15 protein-coding genes are annotated in these 23,429 nt (G+C 36.6%); 6 read left to right on the top strand and 9 right to left on the bottom strand.

Annotated features, from left to right (window positions below):
• Positions 1–11 precede the first annotated feature (11 nt).
• The 4 genes from ACFOOI_RS13205 to ACFOOI_RS13190 all read left to right on the top strand — a co-directional run bounded on the left by ACFOOI_RS13205 (position 12) and on the right by ACFOOI_RS13190 (position 8,819).
• Positions 12–1,502, top strand: coding sequence for a RagB/SusD family nutrient uptake outer membrane protein (locus ACFOOI_RS13205; protein ID WP_379838450.1), 1,491 nt, complete (start codon positions 12–14; stop codon positions 1,500–1,502).
• Positions 1,503–1,610: 108 nt separating this feature from the next.
• A complete protein-coding gene (locus tag ACFOOI_RS13200) occupies positions 1,611–2,159 on the top strand; it encodes a hypothetical protein (RefSeq protein WP_379838449.1) in 549 nt (182 codons plus the stop codon).
• 7 nt (positions 2,160–2,166) lie between these two features.
• A complete protein-coding gene (locus ACFOOI_RS13195; protein WP_379838448.1) occupies positions 2,167–5,511 on the top strand; it encodes a VCBS repeat-containing protein in 3,345 nt (1,114 codons plus the stop codon).
• A complete protein-coding gene (locus ACFOOI_RS13190; RefSeq protein ID WP_379838447.1) occupies positions 5,508–8,819 on the top strand; it encodes a VCBS repeat-containing protein in 3,312 nt (1,103 codons plus the stop codon). Before ACFOOI_RS13195 ends, ACFOOI_RS13190 begins: the two co-directional genes overlap by 4 nt.
• On the opposite strand, the gene ACFOOI_RS13185 is transcribed toward ACFOOI_RS13190, so the two are convergent.
• Together ACFOOI_RS13185 and ACFOOI_RS13180 are read right to left on the bottom strand one after the other, a co-directional pair.
• Complete coding sequence (locus ACFOOI_RS13185) at positions 8,798–11,185, bottom strand: TonB-dependent receptor (RefSeq protein WP_379838446.1); 2,388 nt, start codon at positions 11,183–11,185, stop codon at positions 8,798–8,800. The two genes, ACFOOI_RS13190 and ACFOOI_RS13185, sit on opposite strands and share 22 nt — an antisense overlap.
• 19 nt (positions 11,186–11,204) lie before the next feature.
• Positions 11,205–12,422, bottom strand: a complete 1,218-nt coding sequence (locus ACFOOI_RS13180; protein WP_379838445.1) for a DUF4249 domain-containing protein — start codon at positions 12,420–12,422, stop codon at positions 11,205–11,207.
• Positions 12,423–12,702: 280 nt separating this feature from the next.
• Between ACFOOI_RS13180 and ACFOOI_RS13175 the strand changes: the two genes are divergently transcribed.
• The gene (locus ACFOOI_RS13175; RefSeq protein ID WP_379838444.1) at positions 12,703–13,365 is read left to right on the top strand and encodes a DUF2461 domain-containing protein; all 663 of its coding nucleotides are present in this window, start codon (positions 12,703–12,705) and stop codon (positions 13,363–13,365) included.
• A 13-nt stretch (positions 13,366–13,378) separates the two neighbouring features.
• Here ACFOOI_RS13175 and ACFOOI_RS13170 read toward each other — a convergent pair whose 3' ends face one another.
• The 5 genes from ACFOOI_RS13170 to ACFOOI_RS13150 form a co-directional block, all read right to left on the bottom strand.
• Entirely contained in the window at positions 13,379–14,365 is a 987-nt protein-coding gene (locus ACFOOI_RS13170; RefSeq protein ID WP_379838443.1) for an NAD(P)H-dependent glycerol-3-phosphate dehydrogenase, read from the bottom strand.
• Positions 14,366–14,706: 341 nt separating this feature from the next.
• Positions 14,707–16,107 (bottom strand): efflux RND transporter periplasmic adaptor subunit, encoded by a 1,401-nt coding sequence (locus tag ACFOOI_RS13165; protein WP_379838442.1) that lies wholly within the window; start codon positions 16,105–16,107, stop codon positions 14,707–14,709.
• An 11-nt stretch (positions 16,108–16,118) separates the two neighbouring features.
• Positions 16,119–17,585 (bottom strand): TolC family protein, encoded by a 1,467-nt coding sequence (locus ACFOOI_RS13160; protein WP_379838441.1) that lies wholly within the window; start codon positions 17,583–17,585, stop codon positions 16,119–16,121.
• A gap of 102 nt (positions 17,586–17,687) precedes the next feature.
• A complete protein-coding gene (locus ACFOOI_RS13155; RefSeq protein ID WP_379838440.1) occupies positions 17,688–18,536 on the bottom strand; it encodes an AraC family transcriptional regulator in 849 nt (282 codons plus the stop codon).
• A gap of 3 nt (positions 18,537–18,539) precedes the next feature.
• Complete coding sequence (locus tag ACFOOI_RS13150; RefSeq protein ID WP_379838439.1) at positions 18,540–20,123, bottom strand: amidohydrolase family protein; 1,584 nt, start codon at positions 20,121–20,123, stop codon at positions 18,540–18,542.
• Between the two features lie 242 nt (positions 20,124–20,365).
• On the opposite strand from ACFOOI_RS13150, the gene ACFOOI_RS13145 reads away from it, so the two are divergent.
• The gene (locus ACFOOI_RS13145) at positions 20,366–21,271 is read left to right on the top strand and encodes a prohibitin family protein (protein ID WP_379838438.1); all 906 of its coding nucleotides are present in this window, start codon (positions 20,366–20,368) and stop codon (positions 21,269–21,271) included.
• Between the two features lie 152 nt (positions 21,272–21,423).
• Here the strand turns inward: ACFOOI_RS13145 and tsf are convergent, their stop codons facing one another.
• Positions 21,424–22,257 (bottom strand): translation elongation factor Ts, encoded by an 834-nt coding sequence (gene tsf, locus ACFOOI_RS13140; RefSeq protein WP_379838437.1) that lies wholly within the window; start codon positions 22,255–22,257, stop codon positions 21,424–21,426.
• A 105-nt stretch (positions 22,258–22,362) separates the two neighbouring features.
• Positions 22,363–23,274 carry a 30S ribosomal protein S2 gene (gene rpsB, locus ACFOOI_RS13135; protein WP_379838436.1) on the bottom strand — a complete coding sequence of 304 codons (912 nt, stop codon included), beginning with the start codon at positions 23,272–23,274 and terminating at the stop codon, positions 22,363–22,365.
• Between the last annotated feature and the right edge of the window lie 155 nt (positions 23,275–23,429).

Below are 23,429 nucleotides of genomic sequence, written 5' to 3'. Positions count from 1 at the left end.
AAAATTTGAATATGAAAAACAATAATTTAAAAAGATTTTTAATAGCTGGTATTGGGGTGATGTCCTTTACAGCTTGTACGGATCTAGCTAATACTGAAACCGATTCTATCGTTAGAGCTTCATCTGGAGGAGCCACTTTTACTCCGGGAAACCCTACTGAATTGTTAACTTCAGCGTATAAAGATCTATCAACTTATACAGATCAAGCGAATATTTACGCCTTAGGTCAGCATACTTCTGCTGAAATGATTCCACCAACACGTGGTGTTGACTGGGGTGATAACGGAGTATGGAGAACCTTGGATCAGCATACTTGGGATGCTACACACTCAGGAGTTATAAATGCTTGGAACCAATTGAACCAAAGAGTATTTAAAGCTAACGAGATTATTGCTTCAAACCCAACTCCGACTCAAAAAGCTGAGGCTCAATTTTTAAGAGCGTTCCACATGTTCCATGTTATGGATTATTATGGACAAGTTCCTTTTAGAGAAGTTACAGATGGTGTTGATGTTAATCCTAAGGTTCTTTCTAGATCTGAAGCTTTTGATTTTATATTAAAAGATTTGAATGAGGCCCTTGCAGGCCTTCCTAAAGGTGGTCCAAAAGGACTTCAACCTACTGCTACCAAAGCAGCTGCAAACTTTTTGATTGCTAAAATGTACTTAAACAAGGCAGTTTTTAAAAGTGCAAACCCGGCTGGTCCTTACACTTTTGATAAAGCTGATATGGATAAAGTAATTGCTGCAGTTGATGCAATCACGGCTGAAGGATACAGCTTAAGTTCTGATTATTTCAAGAACTTTACTGGAAATGCTACTGAGACTATTTTAAACTCTCAAGAAGGTACACCTCAAAACCGTTGGATGATGACACTTCACTACGACCAAAATCCTTCAGGTTGGAATGGATTTGCTACGCTTGCAGATTTTTATGACACTTTTGAAGATGGTGATATCCGTAAAGGTGTTAAAGCCAAAGGTGATGGAACTGAGTTTTCAGGAATTGGTTATGGTTTCCTAGCAGGGCAACAAATAAATGATAAAGGTGCTAATATCACAGATTCAAGATCGAAAAAACCGTTAGTTTTTTCACGTGACGTTACACTTGCGGGTACGCCAACTGAAAAAGGTATTCGTGTAATTAAGTATCACCCTGCTACGGCTGGTAAATATATCTTGATGAGATACGCAGAGGCATATTTAATGAAAGCAGAGGCGATGCTTCGTAGTGGAAATACTGCTGGTGCTACCACCATGATTAATGACTTAAGAGCTAAGCGTTCAGCTAAACCAGTAACTTCCGTAACAGAAGCGTCTATGTTTGACGAAATTGGTCGTGAGCTTTATTGGGAAGGTGGAAAAAGAACTACTGAGGTTCGTTTTGGTAAATTTACAACAGGTACAGGTACTCTTATAAAAGAGGCGTACACTGTATTATTCCCAATTCCTTCTCCAGCAATAGTTTCTAATCCGAATCTTAAGCAAAATGCAGGATACTAATAGTATTTAAGTAATATTTGAAGCCCAGCCGTTTGGCTGGGCTTTTTTCGTTTTAAAATAGTGGTTTTGTTATTTTATGCTTTATTTTTGTATATACTTTTTTTACCTATGATAAAATCTCTTTCTGGCCTTTTATTATTGGCCATAGCTGTAGCATGTAACACATCTTCTAATCAAAACTTCGAAGAAGAACTTAAGGTTTTAACTGATAATCAGGCTAAGGTCTCAATAATTATTAATGGCAAGAATTTTTACGACGGCCAAGAAATCTTTACAGGAAGTGGTTACGCATTAGATTCGAGTGGCGTAAAAATAAGTTTAAAAAATCAAGCTTTTGGTAATATCATTGTAAGCCTAGAAGGTCAAGTTGATTTAAATAAAACGCCTCTAAAGTTGAGTTTTAGAGATGGGTTTCCCGAAGGAAGTGCTTCTGGCTCGTTTTTAATAGGGAAAATTTTAGATTCAGTAAAAAATACTGGAGAGGGGTATATCTTAACAGATGGAGGCTATGAAATCCTTCAGCTAGACAATAAGGCGATTATTATTAAAGTAAAAGGGCAACTTAGAAAACCTTTTGGTGATTCTGGTCTTTCTGATATTGAAGGATATATTGTTTGGAATAAACCCGAGGTAGTGTTTACTAAAAAATCAAATTAATCAAAAAGTGAAAAAAAGTATAATCGGACTTTGTCTTTTTTTGGTGGTAGTAGTTTGGTCTTGTAAAAAAAGTCAGACTAATGGTATGTTTGAATTGTTGCCCACAAACATAACAGGCATTGACTTTGAAAATACCGTTAAAAACTCTGAAGAATTCAATATTTTCAATTACCGTAATTTTTATAATGGTGGTGGGGTAGCCATCGGAGATATAAACAATGATGGACTATCAGATGTGCTTTTGACATCTAATATGGGGTCTAATAAGCTTTTTTTAAACAAAGGTTTAGACAAAAGTGGAAATCCGACTTTTGAAGACATAAGTAAAAAAGCAGGGATAGAACAAACAGGAAAATGGAATACAGGCGTAGTGATGGTAGATATTAACCACGACGGTTGGTTGGATATTTATATCTGTAATGCTGGAATAGATAAGTGGAAAAATCAAGATGGTAATGCTCTGTTTATCAATAATAAAAATCTGAACTTTACTGACAAAGCCGCAGAATATGGTCTTGCAGACAAAGGCTATTCTACGCATGCTGCTTTTTTTGACTTTGATTTAGATGGTGATTTAGATTGCTATGTTTTGAATAATAGTTTCATCCCTGTAAACACACTTAACTACGATAACAACCGCGACATGCGTGCTGAGAATTGGCCGGTTAAAGACTTTTTAAAAGGTGGAGGCGATAAGCTATATGAAAATAAAGACGGTCACTTTGAGGATATTTCGAAGTCAGCTGGTATTTATGGTAGTTTAATTGGATTTGGACTTGGGGTTACGGTTGGAGACGTAAACAATGATAACTACCCTGACATTTATATTTCAAATGACTTTTTTGAAAAAGATTACCTCTATATAAATCAAAAAAATGGCACTTTTAGTGAAGAACTAGAAAAGCGTATTAGCCATACTAGTTTAGCATCTATGGGAGCCGATATGGCCGATGTAAATAATGACGGTCTTCAGGAAATATATGTTACCGACATGCTACCAAAAGATGAGTTAAGGTTAAAGACCACTACATCATTTGATAACCATTATGTGTATAAACTTAAGTTTGAAAAGGGGTTTTATAACCAATATATGCAAAATAGCCTCCAACTAAACAATGGTGATGGCACATATAGTGAAATTGCGAATTATAGTGGAGTTGCTGCAAGCGATTGGAGTTGGGGTGCTTTGTTGTTTGATGCAGACAATGATTCTAAAAACGATATTTACGTCAGCAACGGAATTTTTCATGATGTAATTGATCAAGATTTTATAGATTTCTTTGCCAATGATATCAACCAAAAAATGGTAATGTCAGGGCAAAAAGAGAAGTTTGATAACATCATTAAACAAATGCCTTCGAGGCGAATTGTCAATTATTTTTTCCACAATGATGGCAACCTGAAGTTTTCGGATAAATCAGAAGAGTTTGGTTTTTCCGAACCTTCGTTTTCAAACGGTGCTGCATATGGGGATCTTGACAATGACGGAGACCTAGATTTGGTTGTAAACAATGTAAATCAACAGTGTTTTGTTTATAAAAATAAAAGTAACGAGCAGGTTAACAAATTTGATTTTTTAAAAATAAAACTAAAAGGAGAAGGACAGAACACTTTTGCTATTGGCTCTAAAATATTGGCGTATACCTCAGAGGGTATTTTAACAAAACAGTTACACCCTTCAAAGGGGTTTCAATCTAGTACGGAGTATACCCAAACTATTGGATTAGGTAAAGGAAAAGTAGACTCGTTGGTTATTTTCTGGCCTAATAATACCGTTAGTTCATATAAAAACGTTAAGCCGAATACCCTTTTAGAATATAATATTAAGGATGGAAAAAAGGTAGGAATTCTTGCTAAAGACGACCCCAAACAACATTTTTTCACAAATGTAGATTTTTCTGTTTTTGACAAACACACCGAAAACGAATACGAAGACTTTTTTAATGAAAAAAACATACCACAAATTCTCTCTAAAGAAGGCCCAAAAGCAGCTATCGGAGATGTAAATGGTGATGGTAAGCAAGATATCTTTGTATGTGGAGCGAAAAACCAAGCGGGTCAATTATACATTCAAAATGCAAAGGGTTTTATTTTTCAAGAAAATGAAGACTTTAAAAAGGCCGCTTTCTTTGAAGATACTGCTGCTGAGTTTTTTGATGCAGATGGAGACGGAGACCTTGATTTAATTGTGGGAACTGGAGGAAATGACACAGAATCATCTGAAAGGATGTATATAAATAGGTTGTATTTTAATGACGGTAAAGGAAACTTCATCTATAATAACCAAGCTTTGCCGTACAATGGTATGAATACTTCGTGTATTGCTACTGCTGATTATGACCTAGACGGCGACATAGATTTATTTATTGGTAATAGATCTACTCCGATGATATATGGTCTAAACCCGCCTCAATATATTTTACAAAACAATGGGAAAGGCTTCTTTAAGAATGTTACAGCTGAAGTTTGTCTGGAGTTAAACAATATTGGTATGGTGAGGGCTGCCACTTGGGCAGATGTAGATGGAGACAAAAAGAAAGAGTTGATAATGGTTGGAGACTGGATGAGCCCTAAAGTTTATTCATTTAAAAATAAGAAGTTTACATCCATAGAAACAGGATTGGAAAACCTTTCTGGCTTTTGGGGGGCTTTACAGGTGGCGGATCTTGACAAAGACGGTGACTTAGACTTGGTTTTGGGAAATATTGGAGAAAATTTCGCTTTGAAAGCTTCTGTTGAAAATCCACTTAAACTTTGGGTTACTGACTTTGACGATAACAATCAAGTAGATAAAATATTGACAAAATCAGTGGATGGTAAAGACTTGCCGGTGTTTTTGAAACGCGAAATGATGGAGCAGTTTCCGATTTTAAAAGCTAAAAGTTTAAAACATGAAGACTATGCTCAAAAAAGCATAGAGGATTTATTTGATGGAAATAAAATTAAAAAAGCTCAGATGAGTATTGTAAATACCTTAAAGTCAGTGGTTGCTATCAATGACGGAAAAGGGAATTTTGCGGTTAAGGAACTCCCGATTGATGCTCAGTTGAGTTGTATTAATGCTATCAGTTTAACCGATGTTAACCTAGATGGCCAAATAGATATACTTATGGCGGGCAACTTTACTGGTTTTATTCCGCAATTTACCCGTTTAGACGCTTGTCGTGGTTTAGTAATGCTAAATCAAGGGAAAGGAGTGTTTGAGGTGATAAAGAATGCTCAGAGTGGATTTACAACATCTGGCGAAGTTAAAGATTTGGAAAACATCCGTATTGGAAACAAAAGCTATGTTATTTCCTTCTCAAACAATAGTAAGCCGCAGTTTTTTGAAATGAAGATACCTTTGCAATGAAAAATTTAGTTTTTATATGTTTTAGTTTTTGGTTTTTTTCATGTGGAAAAAATACGCCTAAAAATGAAATTTTCAAGGCTTTGGATGCCAAAGATACTGGTGTTGATTTTTCAAATGACTTGAAGCCAAGTGGCGATTTGAATATATTTAACTACATGTATTTTTATAACGGTGGCGGTGTAGCTACAGCTGATCTCAACAACGATGGAAAGCAGGACTTGATTTTTACTTCTAACCAAAACCAAAACAAGATATATCTAAATAAAGGCGGACTGAAGTTTGAAGACGTATCAGAAGCGGCTAATTTTAAAAATGAAAAAGGTTGGTCTACAGGTGTGTCAGTGGTAGATATCAATCAAGATGGGCTTTTAGATATTTATATCAATAGGGTAGGTAAGTTTGAAATGTTAAGTGGGCATAACCTGCTATTTATTTGTGATAATATCGATAAAAACGGTGTACCACATTACACAGAAAGTTCAGCCGAATATGGCCTCGACTTGGTTGGATTTGGAACACAGACGGCTTTTTTTGATGCAGACTTAGATGGCGACTTAGATATGTTTCAGCTAAACCATTCGGTTCATCAAAATGGCACTTACGGACGTAGAGAAGTTTTTTTAAATACGTTTCACGAACTAGCTGGAGATCGTTTTTTTGAGAATATAGATGGTAAATACATAGAAACTACCCAAAAGGTTGGCATTCATAGCTCGGCAATCGGCTATGGTTTAGGTATAGCACTTTCTGATGTGAACCTTGATGGTTACCCTGATTTTTATATTGGCAATGATTTTCATGAAAATGATTATTTATATATCAATCAAAAAAACGGGTCTTTTAAAGACGAAATGCTGGACAAGATTGACCACACGAGCAGGTTTAGCATGGGAGTAGATATGGCAGATCTTAATAATGATATTTTTCCTGAAATATTTACCTTGGATATGCTTCCATATGAACCCGAAATACTCAAACGATCAGAAGGAGAAGATGCTTTTTATAATTTTAAATTTAAACTTTCACAAGGGTACAACATTCAGTTTGCTAGAAATAACTTGCAATTTAATAATAAGAATGGCTATTTCTCCGAGATAGGGATGTATGCAGGTGTTTATGCTACAGACTGGTCTTGGTCTACTTTGTTATTTGACTTTGAAAATGATGGAAAGAAAGATATTTTTATTTCAAATGGAATAAACAAACGCATGAATGACCTTGATTACATAAACTTTGTATCAAGTGATGAAATTCAAGAGAAGATATCCAAAAAGAAATTTGATGAATCTGACGAGTCGCTTGTAGACCTATTGCCCGAAATAAAAATACCTAATAAGTTTTATTCTAATGCCGGCGAAGTAAAGTTTAACGACCTATCTGAGCAGGTTTCAGGAAATGTAGGTTCATTTTCGAATGGTTCTATCTATGTAGATTTAGACAATGACGGTGACTTAGATGTGGTTACAAACAATATCAACCAAAAGGCTTTTGTGTACGAAAACTTGAGCAATGTGTATGCTGCCGAAAACAAATATTTAACCGTAAAGTTGGCTGGTGCAGCAAAAAACAAAAATGCAATTGGTTCTAAGGTTATCGTGTACGCAGACTCCAATACGTTTTTTCAAGAAAAATTTCCTGTAAGAGGGTTTCAGTCTTCCATTGAAGCTCCTCTGACATTTGGAATAGGGAAAGTACAAAAAATAGACTCTGTCCTTATTATTTGGCCAGATAATAGTTTTCAAGTTGTAAAAAATGTAAAACCAAACTCAGTTTTAGAATTAAAGTATCAGTTAAATTTGCCAATTTTTGATTATCAAGTTTTCCATAAAATTGAAAACGAATTTGTGGACATTGCCTCTGAAATTGGCTTGGATTTTATTCATGAAGAAAACGCCTTTAATGAATTTGACAGAGAGGCTTTGATCCCCAATATGATGTCAACTGAAGGGCCGGCACTGACAGTTGGAGATATAAATAACGATGGCCTAGAAGATGTTTTTGTGGGAAGTTCGAAATGGAAGAAATCAAAAATATTTGTACAAAATGCCAATGGTAAATTCACCGAAAGCTTACAAATATCTTTAGTGGCAGACAGCACTTTCGAGGATGTGGATGCGGTTTTTGCAGATATCAATGGCGATGGATATAAAGATCTCGTGGTGGCTTCGGGAGGAAATGAATTTTATGGAAAATCCCCTAACTTGGTACCTAGGCTATATTTAAATGATAAAAAAGGTAGTTTCATTAAGAAAGCGGATGCATTTAAAGACTTGTTTCTGACGGCATCTGTGGTGCTTGCAAAAGACATTAACAACGATAAAAAGATAGACTTGTTTATAGGTGCGAGGGCGGTTTCTTGGGCCTATGGCGAAATTCCGAGTTCTTATTTTTTAATAAACGACGGCTATGGGAATTTCTCAGACCAAACGGATAAGTTGGCACCTGAATTGAAAAAGTCTGGGTTTGTTAAAAATGCAGTTTGGGTGGATTATGACGGCGACAAAGAAGAAGAGCTCGTGGTTGCCTATGAGTGGGACGGCATAAAGGCATTTAAGAAAGATGGCAAAAAATACAAGGAAACCTACCTGACAGACAAAAAAGGATGGTGGAATTTTGCGATGCCGATGGATGTAAATCAAGACGGAAAACTGGATTTTGTATGTGGGAATTTGGGCCAAAATAGTCGTTTGCACGCTTCTGAAAAGGAGCCAATTAGAATGTACGTAAATGATATTGACGAAAACGGTCGTTTAGATCACATTATTACGCTTTATATGCAAGGCAAAGAAACCATTTTTGCGGATAAACGAGAGATTGAGAAGCAATTGCCTTTTGTTAAAAAGAAATATATTTTCTCTAAAGACTTCGCCACTGCTAGTTTAAAAGATATTTTTGGTAGTGATAAAATATCCGATGCGAAGGTTTTTGAAGCTAACTATTTTGATAATTCTGTACTAATAAATAAAGGCGATGGAACATTTAAACTTGAATCTATGGCTGGGCCGGTGCAGTGGACCCCATATTACACTGCGGTAGATATTTCTGCATATCGAAAGTCAGAGTTTATGATGTTGGGAAATTTTTATGAATGCAATATTCAAATGGGGCTTTATGATGCCGATCAAGGAAATATATATAAATATTTATCCGATGGCAAAACTCAGAAAAGCCCAATCAGGCAAGTTCCACTAAAAGGACAAACTAGGCGAATTAAACCCATAGTAGTAAATGGAAAAACCATTTATTTAGTTGCTAATAATAATGCTAAAATGATGGCACTTAGCCATCATTCAAACTTAAAATTGTAAGCCAAAGAAACTATAGGAGCTCCAAATATTTGCAGTTTATATGCTTTAATACTCCCGTTTTCAGTTTTGAAATAAACTGAATATGCGTTCTTGTGTGCATAGACATTATATACTGAAAATGCCCAATTGCCGGTATATCTTCTATCTTTCATACTTGGGTTAGATATATTCCAAGAAAAATCTAACCTGTGATACGTTGGAATTCTTGCATTGTTTCGCTCATCATAAAACGGGTAAAAGTTGTTTTGGTAATTTACAAAACCCACTGGTTTTGAGTATGGCCTACCCGAACTCAACACAAAGTTAAAAGCAAACGAGTTGTGTTTGTCTACCGCTATGTCTATTGAGGTATTAAACGTGTGTGGTCTGTCATAATTGGCTCTGTAAGGATTTCCTCCATTTACTTGGTCTAAGACATTCGTGGTGGCGTAAACTTGGTTAAATGTACGAGCATAGGTGTAGTTTGTCCAGCCTGTAAGGTTTCCTTTTTTCTTCGAAAACATAGCTTCTATGCCGTATGAGGTGCTAAAGCCTTGTACCAATTGCGTTTCTGGAAATTTTTGTAAAAGAAAATCGGCACCTGGTTTGTAATCAATTATGTTGTTTGACCTTCTGTAATATCCTTCTAAACTCATGTCAAAAATATTCCCATCAAATGACTTGTAAGAGCCAACTGTAAATAAGTGACTGACTTGTGGTTTTATGTTAGCGTCAGAGGTTTTCCATCTTGAGGTAGGAATAGGTGTGGTGGTATTCGAAACTATTTGCAAATACTGTCTCATTAGGTTATATCCCATTTTTAAAGAAACAGATTCACTTAACAAATACCGCATGCCAAACCTAGGCTCTAAGCCACCATAAGTTTTGATTATTTCTCCTTTTGCGTATGTTTTAGATCCCGTCACCGAAAATTCGTCTCGTGCTTGCGTTGGGTCATAGGTCCTCATTTCGCCTGCTCCCAAGGCCGTAAAAAATGAATAGCGTAAACCTCCTGTCACGGCAAGTTTTTTTGTAAACTCATATTCGTCATCAATAAAAATACCGTATTCATTCGAGTATTCGGTTGGGATTTGTATGAAGTTTACGCCAGCGGCTTTGCCTGGCTCTAGCGTTCCAGGCCTAATTTGAGTTTGTGTAAAGTTTAATCCTGTTTCTAGTTTATTATCTCCTTTTTGATAGTTTAAACTTGATTTATAAATGTTTTGGTCTAAGCCAGAGTTGAGTTTTACTTTGTATTTAGTGACGTTTTCTATGGTGCCAATTATGGGGTCATAGTTGGCTTTGGTAAAACTCGTAACCAAGTCGAGATTATTGTTTATCAGGTATACCCATTTAGCGTTATAGTTTAGGGTTTTATGATCGAAAAATGTGGCAGAGCCAATCACATTAGGTAGGTTTGAAAGCAAGTCAGTTTGAAAGAAATCTTTACTGCCGTACGTCATTAATGTAAGGGTATTTTTAGAATTTACCCGCCAAAAGGCTTTTACTACTCCTTCGTAAAAGTTAGTTTTTACATTTTCTAATTGTGGACTTAGTTTTGGGAGCAAAAAGTCGGTAAATGCTCCTCGTCCGGCAAAATATATACCTACACGATCTTTAATAATCGGTGCTTCAACCAACAATTTGCTGGAAATAATGCTTATCCCTCCGACTGCCTTAAAGTTAGTTAGGCTAGGATTTTTAAGAGATAAGTCTAAAACCGAGGCGGCCCTTCCGCCATAGCGAGCAGGCACATTTCCTTTGTATAAATCTAAGTTGCTGATGGCATCTGGAGGAATAACCGAAAACAAGCCAAACATGTGCGTTGGGTTATATATAGGCGTATCATCAATTAAGATCAAGTTTTGGTCTGTGGTTCCACCTCTAATATTGACACCATTTGATGCCTCACCTACACTTGATACGCCTGGCAGCATTTGTATGGCTCTCAAAAAATCTACTTCGCCAAAAGCTGAAGGTATCTTTTGAAGGGTTTTTAAATTAATTTGATTTACACCTAACAGTGGTTTTTTTACATTTTGATCTAATCGTGCGGTCGAGACTACCACTTGCTCAAGTTCATTTACAAGTGGACGCATTTTTATGGTCATTTTTTTTGATGTGCTGTATTCATTGGTATAAAACCAATAAGGTACATATCCTACATATTTTATAGAAATTGCGTGATCGTTTTTTGATAATGTGAGCTTAAAGTTGCCATATTTGTCAGTTTTTAGATCTTCAGTATTTCGTTTAAAATCTACAGTAAAATTCGCATCTTTTAGTGGTTCGTTTGAAACCGAATCTATAACCTGACCTGAAATAATGATGTTTTGAGCGAAAACATTTCCAGTCAAAATAAATAAAGAAAGTAAAATATATTTCATAATATTAGTTGCTGAGGGTTTATCGGCCAAACTGCCAGTTTCTTGGTGCTACAAATGTTCTGCTAGCACTTGGTTTACAAATTGCAACCGGAATTACGGGTCTTTCGTCGGAGGTCGGCTCTAAAATCGGGTCTCTTTTGTTGAAGTATTTAAACAGGTTGTCAGTGGGTGCTCCTCCTTCTCCACCTCTGTTTAGCATATATCTTACTTCAGAAACTGCAGATGCACCAAAATACCCCAATACTATTTCAGACTCGTCGCTTAGGTTTATTACGTTACCTTTTATTGGTGCGGGAGGTGTGTCAGCCAACGTTCCAGTATTTACCGATTGGTCTTCTATGAGCTTCAGGTATCGGTATGCATTAGGAGTCATAGAATACTGCTGTACTACAACCAAGCACGGGTTAGCTTGATATAAAGGCACTTGGGCCACAAGTTTGTCGTACTGGGTTTTGCCATTTGTATATAAGTCCGCAAAAATATCTATCTTTTTTCCCAAGAAAATATCCCAACAAAGTGATTCGCAATAGTAGTCGAAATAGTTAATACTAGGCAGTGTTAGGTCTTTAATACATTCGCCCTTTGGGTCAAGGTTAGTTCCTGTTCGGTAGTATTTACTTTGTTTACAAGTTTCACAAATGTTCTGAATTTCATATGAGAACCATTTCCATCTATAAAAATTCTTTTCTTCTACAGGGTCTATAAAGTCAATGTAAATGTCATGAGTGGGGATAAGTCCCGTGCTCGTGTTGTTATCTTTTATACCCTTAGCGTTAAACTTGCTGAGTAATGTAGCTATTTCAGGCACAGGAGCTATTTTTTCTTCATATGATTGGTAGTTTTTGCCGTCTTTTGTAGTGATTTTAAGTTTGTAAGTAGACCCTATTTTTCCAATAAAACCTGGAGGCGTTTTATAATAGCCTGCTTCAAACTCAAAAAGGTTATAGGTATTTATGTTGTCTTCTACTATCGAAACTGATGCTTCTTTCAATGGAAATATGTCATCGCTTTTGGGTGCTATAGTAGCCGTAAACTCAGAGCTTTTAAAGTTAGCTGCTTTATTTGTCTGAAAAATTGAAATTACTTGTGGTTCCTCTAAGTCTGATATAACCCCGTCTACAATCAAATATGTTTTGGAAGCATCGATACTCACTTTAAACGGATCAACACAAGCGGCCATAAAAAACAAAAAAGAAAACAAGAAAACCGTTAAGGTTTTTAATTTGTGCAGTATCATAGGTAAATGTTTTATCAAATATACCAATTGTATTTTAAAATATTTGAGTTAAATGTCATGCTGATTTAATTTAAAGATAAAATATATCTTTTCAGTAAATCTATTTAAAACTAAAAACAAACCCACTCCTAACTACCTATTACGTTTTCAAACATTCCGATTTTGAAGAATGTTATACATTTTGCTTAAATTGTTTATTCAGAACATTTTGGGTTTTTGAGCCAGACTTTTTTTAAGACAAAGATTTTGAATTTTAAATAGAAATAAAAGACTAGTGAATATGGGAATCAGCGAGGCACTGTTGGCATTTTTAAAAGAATTGGGTCAGAACAATAACAAGGAATGGTTTACCGAAAATAAACCACGTTATGAAGAAGCCAAGGCCGAATTTGAAGTATTTATTACCCAGTTATTTGCCGAAATCAGTGCTTTTGACCCAAGTATCAGTCATCATAAAGCTAAAGATTGTATTTTTAGGATCTATAGAGATGTTCGTTTTTCAAAGGATAAATCGCCATATAAGGCTCATTTTGGTGCCCATATTACCTCAGCGGCAAAGAAATCTGATATCCACACACGTTCTGGGTATTATATCCACATAGAGCTAGGTGCAAGTATGTTGGCGGGTGGAGCGTATATGCCGCAGGGTGACTGGCTCAAGAACATCAGACAAGAGATTGATTATAATGGACAAGACCTGCTCAATATTATTAACTCCAAAGGCTTTAAAGATACTTTTGGTCAGCTAGAAGGTGACAAACTCGTTAGAGTGCCAAAGGGCTATTCAGAAGATAATCCCAATATAGAACTTCTGAAAATGAAAGGTTTTTTGGCCAGAAATCTTGTTAAAGATACTGATTTAGTCAAACCTGACTTCTCTAGTCAAGCCGCTATTGTTTTTAAGGAGCTTAAACCCTTAAGTGATTTTTTGAATAGAAACTGATTTAAAAATACCCTTAAATCAATTTGCCTTTCAAGGTTTCGAAGCTCTTTTTTAAAGGTGCGTTTTTGTACAAAATACCATAAGTGAAGTTCAAAATAGGCATCTCTACTTTAAGGGTTTTGTTTAGCTCATGAATGCATTTTGTGGCATAATAGCCCTCTGCAATCATTTTCATTTCCATTTGAGCCGTTTTTACGGAGTACCCTCTGCCAAGCATATTTCCGAATGTTCGGTTTCTACTAAACTGCGAGTAGGCTGTAACAAGCAAATCGCCTAAATAGGCCGATGAGTTTATGGTTCTTTCACTTGGAGCAATTTTGTTAACCAATCGTTCGATTTCTAACATTGCATTTGAAACCATTACGGCTTGAAAATTGTCTCCTGCACCCATTCCGTGGGTTATACCGCAGGCCAAGGCCACTATGTTTTTCATTACAGCAGAGTATTCCACACCATTGAGATCCGTAATGTAGGATGTTTTTACAAACCGACAGGCCATCAATTCTGCGAAGTCTTTAGCAGTTTTTTCGCCTTCAGAGGCTATTGTTAGATATGATTGCTTTTCTAAAGCAACTTCTTCTGCATGACAGGGGCCTGCTATTGCTCCCATGTTTTCACGTGGGATATTGTATTTTTCAGAAAACCAGTCTGTTACCAATAGGTTGGTGGAAGGAATCATACCCTTTACCCCAGAAATAAATTTTTTGTCTACAAACCAAGCTGGGTCAGCAGGAGCCAACGCCTCTTCTATAAAAGCGGCAGGAATAGCTAGCAGCACCCACTCTGAGTTTTTTAAGGACTCCTTCAGACTTTTGTAAGGCTTTATTTTTGACGGATGAAGCTCCACTCCGCTCAAATAACTCGGGTTATGATGATGTTTTTTTATATGATTAATGGCTACTTCGTCTCTTAGCCACCATTTTATTTTTACGTTTTTTTCTGACAGAATCTTTATTAATGCTGTAGCCCAACTGCCTCCGCCTATTACTGTGATATTCATTTTGTTGATTTCCGTTTAAGACAAAATTATGGATTTTTATGCTGTTATAAAAGTTTAACCCGGTTTATGCCTTAGGACTTCGTTATGAGGGTTTAAATTGCAATAATCAGATACATAAATTTAACTAGCATAGCAGTTTACCCAGAGAATAGCCGAAGGGCTATGGTGATTAAATTTAAGCTCGTAATAGATTTTCCAATGATAAATCGGGTTTAAGCCAATTCCCTAGTAATTCGGCTAGTTTGTTTGGAAAGCAAGAACAAGTTTCAAGACTATAAAAATGCAAAAAAAGAGTGAAGAAAGTCTCCACTCTTTTATGCTATCTTACCCTAAACTATAAATTACTTTTTAACTTCTTCTTTTCTTAATATCACCTTATCACCATCTTTTAGTTTTTTCGAAACTTCTAAAAATGGCCCGGTGATTATTTCCTCTCCTGCTTTTAATCCCGATATTATTTCGATGGTTCCTGCTTGGGTATCTGTAATTCCGGTTGTTACTTCACGTTTTTTGGCAACTCCTTTATCGTTTATAAAGACAATCTCTTTCGGTTTTTCTTTTTTCTCTATACCATCCTTTTTCGAAAATCCTATTTGGTTTTCGTCTCCATCCTCTTTTTTGTCTTCTCCTTCTGTTTCGCTTTCGTTTTTGGTAGTTCTTGTTGTCACTGCCGAAATTGGAACAGCAAGCACTTGATTTTTGGTGTCAGAAATAATATCAACAGTAGCAGTCATACCTGGTTTAAATGGATATCTTCCTCCTGGTGCTGATGTTACCAGTTCACGGTATGAGCTTGGTAAAATCTTAATTCTTACCTCAAATTCTGTTACAGATTCTGTGGAGTTACTCGATCCAGTAAGCGAACTCCCTGTACCATTTGCAGTGTTGGCAATTTGGGTTACGATTCCCTTAAATTTCTTTCCAGCAGACGAATACGCATCCACATCCACTATTACTGTATCTTTCAGGGCCACTCTAATGATATCGTTTTCGTTTACATTTACCCTAACTTCCATATTGTTTAGGTTTGCAATACGCAACATTTCTGTACCTGCCATTTGTGATGTTCCAACTACACGCTCACCCAGTTCAACCGCAAGTTTAGAGACAATGCCGTTCATTGGGGCATATATGTTGGTTTTTCTTAAGTTTTCGGCTGCGTCTTTTAGAGCGGCTTCTGCACTTCTTATTCCAAAGTTTGCCGCTTCATAACTGGCTTTGGCAGCTTGTAGGTCTTGGCGAGCAATTTTCATATTTGCTTCACTCGTTTCAAACTCGGCTTGAGATATTACTTTTTCATCTAGTAGTTTTTTCTGACGATTATACTCCATTTGTGCTCTCAACACTTGCGACTCCGCTCTAGAAATCGCTGCCTTTGATTGTTCCGCTGTTGCTTTTGATTGATTTACACCCGCCCTAAATCTATCTACTACTGAAACGTAGTTTTCAGGTTGAATCTTCAGTAACAGCTGTCCCATTTTTACAGAGTCGCCTTCTTTTACATAAAGTGCTATTATTTCTCCTGGTACATCGGGGGTTATTTTAACTTCTATTTCAGGTTGAATTTTTCCTGAGGCAGAAACAGTTTCTACCAAGTTGCTTTTAGTTACTTTAGCAAGCTCTACCTCAGTAGGTTTTTCGCTGTTTATCCAGCCTGCTTTTTTGGCTACAAAAAGACCAATTAGTAATACTGCCACTATGGCCAAGAGTATCCACCAGATTCTATTCGATTTATTTTTCATTTTATGATTTATTAAAATTCTAAGGGCTTATTTTGGTAAAAGTCTAATATTTTTATTCTAAATATGTAATCATATTTCGCAGCAATAAGATTAAATTTCGCACGGTCAAGGTTAGTTTTTGCTAAGTTATAATCAACAAAATTTCCTGATCCAGCACTGTATCTCATTTCGGCTGCTCTAAATGATCGCTCAAGTGCGTCTGTTTGAACTTGTGTTGCTGAATATCTTTTTTGTGCATTTAGCATCGTAATATAGGCTTGGTCTATGCTTTGTCTTATCTGCAGTTCTGTGCTTGTGTTTTGGTATTCAGTCTGCATTTTCTGAATCTTTGCAGACTGTGTTTGGTATCGGGTATTAAAACCATTAAATATCGGAATACGTACTGAAAGACCAGCATTTATGTTTTGGTTATTGCCCAATTGATTGAAGTAAGGTATGCCTTCTCTCAAAAAATTTTGTTGAGGGAAGTTGATTACAAATGGGATAGTTTGCCCTTCAAACTCCGCAGAAACGGTAGTGGGTGTAGAGGTGGTTCCGTTCGGAATAAGTTTTTTGGCCACACTACTATATGCCGTTCCCCATGATGTATTAAAAGAAACCGTTGGTTTACCTAATGCTTGAGCAATCGCAATATTTCTGTCTGCTACTTTTAGTCTTATTTGACCTGCTTTTATTTCAGGCAAAAAACCAACGGCAGTTTCGTAGATATTGTTAGCATTGCTGGCGTATTGGGTAATTTCAGGACTAGGTATTTCTATTCGCTTCACTTTCACATCCATTTCTATGGGTGCATTCATCGCTTGTTTTAAAGTCAAAATTGCCGACTCATAGTTGTTTTGAGCGTTTATTAAATTAAGCTCATCGTTGGCTAGTTGAGCTTCAAGGTCAAATAGGTTTGTTTCAGCTAAGGTACCCGCTCGTACTAATTTTTGAGTACGATCTAACTGTAACTTGGTAACCTCTAGTTGCTTTTGAGATACTTCTATTAAGTCTTCAGTTGACAATACATTGAGGTAAGATGTCGCTATTTGTAAAGCGATATTGTTTTTTTGAGCCAATACATCCGTCTGAGCGGCTTCTAGCGAAAGCTCGTTTCTAGCGATGGTATTTTTTATTTGAAAACCATTATAAATAGGTACACTCACTGCCACTCCCATATTGTTTGTACCAATGGCTTGGGTTACTATGCTGTTTGTAAATGGATCCACGTTTCTACCTGCGTTTCCGTTTAAGTTAAACTGCCCATTTACGGTTGGGTATTGCGAGTATCTCGACTGTTCTAACTGAACTGCACTGGTTTCTACTGTGAGCTGACGTTGCTTTATTGTTACGTTATTTTTTAAAGCATAGTCTATACACGCTGTAAGTGACAGCGAGTTCGGGTTTTCTGATCCTGTAACTTTGGTTTGCCCAAAAGCCGCGGAGCCATAGAGACAAATTAGTAAAGTTGAAATTTTGATGTATATGGAATTCTGCATAAGCCACAAATTAATTTTAATACAAGTTTAAGGCAGTATGGGGTATCGTTGCCATATAAATTATTTAAACGGCGTATTTTAATGTAGGTAGGGCTTTATGAGCTATTTGGTTTTGTGTGGGGTGGTTCCAAACTTGGCTTTATAGGTTTTTATAAAATGCGAAACACTTTCGTAGCCTACCATATCCGCTACTTGTTCTACATTTCCTAGGTTGTTTTTTAGAAGGAAAGCCGCTTGTTCTAGTTTTTTATCTTTGATCCATTGTCCGGGCGATGCACCGTATTTTTCTATGAATTCTCTTTTAAATGAAGACAAACTTCTGCCTGAAATTCGGGCTAGTTCGTTTAGGCTAAGTGGTTTTTGATAAAAAGTGTTTACGATATACTCTAAGTCTGCTTTTTGGCCTGCATAAATAGAAAAAAGCAAGTCCTTGAGTTGGTTTTGTTTGTCAAATTCCAATAGGTGAAGCAAAAGCTCCTGCACTTTTAGTTTTAAAAATTGATTTAGATATTTGGTTTTAGTTTTAAAATAGGGGAGTAGTGACTCCACATATTTACCAAATGTTTCGTTAGATTTTAAGGTTAAAAGCAAGGTGCTATTTATGGTTTCTGTGCCATGACTTTCAAATAGTTCCAAATTTTGACCTACAAATTCCTTTAATATTTTATCATCGAAAAAAAACACCAGACTTCTGTATGCAGCGTTGGTAGACTCTGACATGAGGTAATACCCTCTTTTTATAAATAATACATCGCCCTTTTGGACCTTGACTTCTGACTGTGAACTACTAAATATTTTATCACCTTCTAAGACATAAATAACCGCATTTTCTTCAAAAAACACGTCATTTTTAGAAGGGTAAATGTCACTCCTGTATGCCACAAATGTAGTTTCTTGAATCTTTAGGGACTCAAACTGGTGGGCGGGTATTTCTGACGGAACTCTTAGCAATCTTTATTTCTTTATACCGGGTTGCGAAATCTGAAATTTTTCTTCTGTTTTGGCTTTGTCTACTAAATTTTTTACATCGCTTAGTAATTTTTTTGCGTCATAGACAATACCGTCTTTTACAGTATATTTTACACCGCCTACTCTAACTACTTCATTTTTATCCGTAACTTTTATAGCTCCGGTGCCATAAAGTGTTTTAAAATTTGCCAAAGGATTTTCTTCAGTAATAACAAAATCAGCTAGTTTGCCAATCTCTACTGAACCAATTTGGTCCTGCATACCCAAGGCCTCTGCACCTTTAATGGTGGCAGATTGAATAACCTCTAATGGGTGAAAACCGGCTTCTCTCAATAACTCAAGTTCACGAATATAGGCAAATCCATAAAGTTGATATATAAAACCTGAGTCAGAACCAGTAGTTACTCGGCCACCACGGTTTTTGTATTCGTTCACAAACCGCATCCAAATTCGGTAGTTTTCTTTCCATTGTACTTCTTGTTCAGTACCCCAGTTTAGCCAATATGAGCCATGAGAGATTCGGCTAGGGCCATAAAAACGCCAGAGCGAGGGCAGTGTATAGTCATCGTGCCATTCTGCCCTTCTTGCTAGCATAAACTCTCGGTTTGCTTCATAAATATTAAAGGTAGGGTCTAGCGTGAAGTCAAGTTTCAGTAACTCATCCATTACCTTATACCACTTTTCTGAGCCGGGCTCAGCAGCTTGTTTCCAAAGTTTTCCAGCTTCTTCAAATCGATTTTGCTCGTTGTTGTAATTATAGTCAGCTGGATAGTTTTGTAAGGTACGGTCGTCAAACAGAGCTTCTGGCAAGCCATACCAATGTTCCATACTTGTAAGACCTGCCTTTGCAGTTGCCAACACATTCATTCGTGCTACCTCCAGTTGTGCATGATGACAAGCAGACCTAAGGCCCAATGCTTTGTTTTCGGCCAATGCTGCTCTAAAAACATCGGGCTCTGCACCGAAAAATTTAATTCCGTCAGCTCCTTTTTTTGCGTTTTCTCTAACCCAAGTCACTGCTTGTTCTGGCGTATGGATAGGTTCATCTGAAGCCATGCCAAATGCAGTATATGCCAATATTCTTGGTGCAACTATTTCATTTTTAAGGCTCTTTTCTTTGTGCTTGAGTGTCCATTCCAGGCCATTTCCAGCTGAAGGTTCGCGTATGGTAGTAATACCATGTGCCATCCAAAGTTTAAATACATATTCTGAGGGCGTTCCTTGCGATTTGCCGCCAATGTGGCCGTGCATATCAATAAAACCCGGCATCAAATACATACCGGAGCAGTCCAATTCCTTATCTCCTTTTTCGGCTTTTGGTCTCCTTTTTGGGTCAATAGGCACGCCTGGGTAGCCCACTTGTTTTATTTCTTTAATAATATTTTGCTCTACTACTATATCTATCGGCCCTATTGGTGGTGCTCCTGTGCTGTTAACCAATGTCACACCTCTGATTATTAATTTATTGTAAGGGCCGTACCCTTCTGTTCTTTTTGGAGCATCCGGTATTTGGGCAAAAACAGAGAATGAAAAAATGATTAGTGTTAATATATTGACGAAGTTTTTCATAATAAATGGCTTAAAATGAATTTGGGCTAATTACATAAGTCTAAAATATGAATTTTGATTTTAACATTGCAGAAATATTTAAGAAATAACATTTTTTATTATTGAGAAGAAATGCTTTTTCTGTAATTATCCAAATAGATAGGCTTTTTACCTTTCTGATATTCAGGCTACCTATTATCCTAAAAAGGTACTTTTTAGAGCAAAAAAGCCGTATTTTTATATTATAACTAAATTATAAAACGATGATAATAGTAATAGTAGGTGTATTTTTATTGGTGGCAGGATTTGTAGTCTCCAAGTCAGATTCTCCGCTAGCTGCAAATTCAAAATCTTTCCGCATAGGTGGTATTGTTTTGGTAGTGGTTGGGCTTTTAAGTAAGTGTGTGGTTCAGATTGATGCAGGTAGAGTTGGCGTTCAGTCTCTTTTTGGAAATGTAAATGACAAGACTTTACAAAGTGGTTTAAATTTTGTGAATCCGCTCGTTAACGTTAACGAAATGGACATTAAAACCCAAAACTATACTATGTCGGCCATTCAAGGTGAAGGTCAAAAATACGGTGATGACGCCATTAAGGTGCTATCTTCAGATGGTTTGGAGGTGACAATAGACCTAACGGTACTTTTTAAAATTTTACCAAAACAAGCTCCATTTATTTATAAAGAAATAGGCATGAATTATGTAGATGTGGTGGTTAGGCCTATCTCAAGAACTCGCATTCGTGATATTTCAGCTAACTATGAGGCCGTGGCTTTGTATTCATCTAAAAGAGAAGAGTATCAACAAAAAATCAGCACTTTTATCGATAAAGATTTCAAAGAAAGAGGCTTGATTTTAGAGCAGTTATTAATTCGTAACATCAGTTTGCCTGAGTCTGTAAAGAAGTCGATAGAGTCTAAAATAAATGCAGAACAAGATGCTCAGAAAATGCAGTTTGTGCTCCAAAAAGAAAAACAAGAAGCAGAGCGTAAGCGTGTAGAAGCCCAAGGTATATCAGATTATCAACGTATTCTGACTTCGACTCTGACGGATAAGCTTCTGCAGTATGAAAACATTCAAGCTCAAAAAGAATTAGCAACATCTCAAAATGCTAAAATTGTGATAATGGGTGGAGGAAAAGGAAGTTCGGTATTGTTAAATGCTAACTAAAATTCTTTTTTAAGTTTATAATTGAATCGCTCAGGAGTCTCTTTTCTGGGCGATTTTTTTGTTTTCAAATCAGGTTTTTAAAAATGAATATGCATAAAAAAACGCTCATTGGAAAACCAAGAGCGTTTTTAGTATAGTTTTTATCTGGAAAATTATCCGATAACGATTCTTTTGAAAGAAGTGATCTTCAATCCTTTTACAGTTTTTTCGATTAACTGAGCGATTGTCATTGATCCGTCTTTTACAAACTCTTGGTTTAACAAAGTATTCTCTTTGTAAAACTTGTTAAGTTTACCCATAGCTATTTTCTCTAACATAGCTTCTGGCTTTCCTTCTTGACGAGCTTGGTCTTTACCAATCTCAATTTCTTTCTCTACGATAGTAGGATCTACGTCTTCTTTGTCTAAACCAACTGGCTTCATCGCTACAACTTGCATCGCTACGTCTCTTCCTAGTTCGTTTACGTCTGCTCCACCTGTGTTAGCAAAAGATATTATACCAGCAGCTTTTTTGTTGCTGTGGATATAAGCTACTACTTGCTCTCCTTCTATAAATTCGTATGAGCTAACTACTATTTTCTCACCTATCTTTCCGATAAGTTCTGTGATGTTTTCTTGTACAGATTGACCGTTTTCAAGAGCCAAAGCCAAAAGTGCTTCTTTGTCTTTTGCTTGATTCTTAACAGCTGCTTGTAAAATTTGATCAGCAAGAGTTTTGAAGTTTTCAACATTAGAAACTGGCTCAGTTTCACATGCTAAAGCTAATACAATTGCACTTTTACCGCCTTCGCTTACATCTACTAAAATTACTCCTTCTGAAGTTTCGTTGTCTGCACGCTTAGCTGCTACTTTTTGTCCAGCTTTACGTAATACTTCTACCGCTTTATCGAAATCACCTTCGGCTTCAGTAAGGGCTTTTTTACAATCCATCATACCGGCACCTGTTAATTGACGCAACTTGTTTACGTCAGCAGCTGTAATATTCATTTTCTATTATTTTATTGTTAAACTAATGTATTCAATTCTATAAAATCGAACAGCCCAAAGCGATGCTTCGGGCTATTCTAAAAATTCTTATCGAAGCGGTAAGTATTAAGCCTCTTTTTCTTCAGTAGAAGCATCAGCTGCAGGAGCAGCAACTTCAGCTACTGGAGCAACTTCTTCAGTTGCAGGAGCCTCAGCTAATTTAACACGCTTTCTTTTTCCACCGTCTTCAGAAGTACCTTCGTCAGCTCTGTTTACTACTTCTCTAGCAGAATCAACAGCTTTCTTAGCATCTTCTTCTTCTTGAAGAGCAGCAGTTTCTTTATCATTTTTTCTATCCATAATTCCGTCTTCTATCGCTTTACCAATAGCAAGAGTGATCAATGAAATAGATTTATATGCATCGTCATTTGAAGGGATCGGGAAATCAACGATTTCTGGATTTGAGTTAGTATCACACATTGCGATAACCGGAATACCCAAACGCTTTGCTTCAGATATAGCAAGGTGCTCTCTTTTGATATCTACCACAAACAAAGCTGCAGGTAGTCTCGAAAGGTCAGCTACACCGCCTAACAAACGCTCCAATTTCTCTTTCTCACGACCTAACATTAACTTCTCACGTTTTGCGATATTGGCTGCAGTAGCTTCATCACCTAACATTTTATCAATGCTATTCATTTTCTTCAACGACTTCTTGATCGTAGAGAAGTTAGTAAGCATACCGCCTAACCATCTTTCAGTTACGAAAGGCATTTTAAGACGTGTTGCTTCTTCTGATACGATTTCTTGAGCTTGTTTTTTTGTAGCAACAAACATTATCTTACGGCCAGAACGGGCGATAGATTTTACAAATGCTTGAGCTTGAGCAACGGCATTTAATGACTGGTTAAGGTCAATAATGTGGATTCCGTTTTTCTCCATGAAGATGTAAGGGGCCATTCTTGGATCCCACTTACGTGTAAGGTGACCAAAATGCACACCTGCATCTAATAGGTCTTTGTACTGAATTTGTGCCATTTTTTTTGTTTTAATGTTTTAAAAAAATAATTGAGTTTGCAGCACAGCACATCGGGCACGATAAGTACTGCCTGGACGAGAATAATATGTAAATTTGTTAATTTGGGATTTTGTTTTTGAGTATCTAAATGAATCAGAACTTTCGGCAAAGAACC

This window comes from Lacihabitans lacunae, assembly GCF_042649125.1.
In the GTDB taxonomy this organism is placed as follows: domain Bacteria; phylum Bacteroidota; class Bacteroidia; order Cytophagales; family Spirosomataceae; genus Leadbetterella; species Leadbetterella lacunae.
Note: the sequence above shows the minus strand (reverse complement) of the source record. Positions and strands in the feature narration are given on the sequence as shown.

Excerpts from the sequence above, each read along its gene's own strand:
- ACFOOI_RS13205 (WP_379838450.1), top strand. The coding sequence starts at position 12 with ATGAAAAACAATAATTTAAAAAGATTTTTAATAGCTGGTATTGGGGTG.
- ACFOOI_RS13200 (WP_379838449.1), top strand. The coding sequence starts at position 1,611 with ATGATAAAATCTCTTTCTGGCCTTTTATTATTGGCCATAGCTGTAGCA.
- ACFOOI_RS13190 (WP_379838447.1), top strand. The coding sequence starts at position 5,508 with ATGAAAAATTTAGTTTTTATATGTTTTAGTTTTTGGTTTTTTTCATGT.
- ACFOOI_RS13185 (WP_379838446.1), bottom strand. The coding sequence starts at position 11,185 with ATGAAATATATTTTACTTTCTTTATTTATTTTGACTGGAAATGTTTTC.
- ACFOOI_RS13180 (WP_379838445.1), bottom strand. The coding sequence starts at position 12,422 with ATGATACTGCACAAATTAAAAACCTTAACGGTTTTCTTGTTTTCTTTT.
- ACFOOI_RS13175 (WP_379838444.1), top strand. The coding sequence starts at position 12,703 with ATGGGAATCAGCGAGGCACTGTTGGCATTTTTAAAAGAATTGGGTCAG.
- ACFOOI_RS13170 (WP_379838443.1), bottom strand. The coding sequence starts at position 14,365 with ATGAATATCACAGTAATAGGCGGAGGCAGTTGGGCTACAGCATTAATA.
- ACFOOI_RS13165 (WP_379838442.1), bottom strand. The coding sequence starts at position 16,107 with ATGAAAAATAAATCGAATAGAATCTGGTGGATACTCTTGGCCATAGTG.
- ACFOOI_RS13160 (WP_379838441.1), bottom strand. The coding sequence starts at position 17,585 with ATGCAGAATTCCATATACATCAAAATTTCAACTTTACTAATTTGTCTC.
- ACFOOI_RS13150 (WP_379838439.1), bottom strand. The coding sequence starts at position 20,123 with ATGAAAAACTTCGTCAATATATTAACACTAATCATTTTTTCATTCTCT.
- ACFOOI_RS13145 (WP_379838438.1), top strand. The coding sequence starts at position 20,366 with ATGATAATAGTAATAGTAGGTGTATTTTTATTGGTGGCAGGATTTGTA.
- tsf (WP_379838437.1), bottom strand. The coding sequence starts at position 22,257 with ATGAATATTACAGCTGCTGACGTAAACAAGTTGCGTCAATTAACAGGT.
- rpsB (WP_379838436.1), bottom strand. The coding sequence starts at position 23,274 with ATGGCACAAATTCAGTACAAAGACCTATTAGATGCAGGTGTGCATTTT.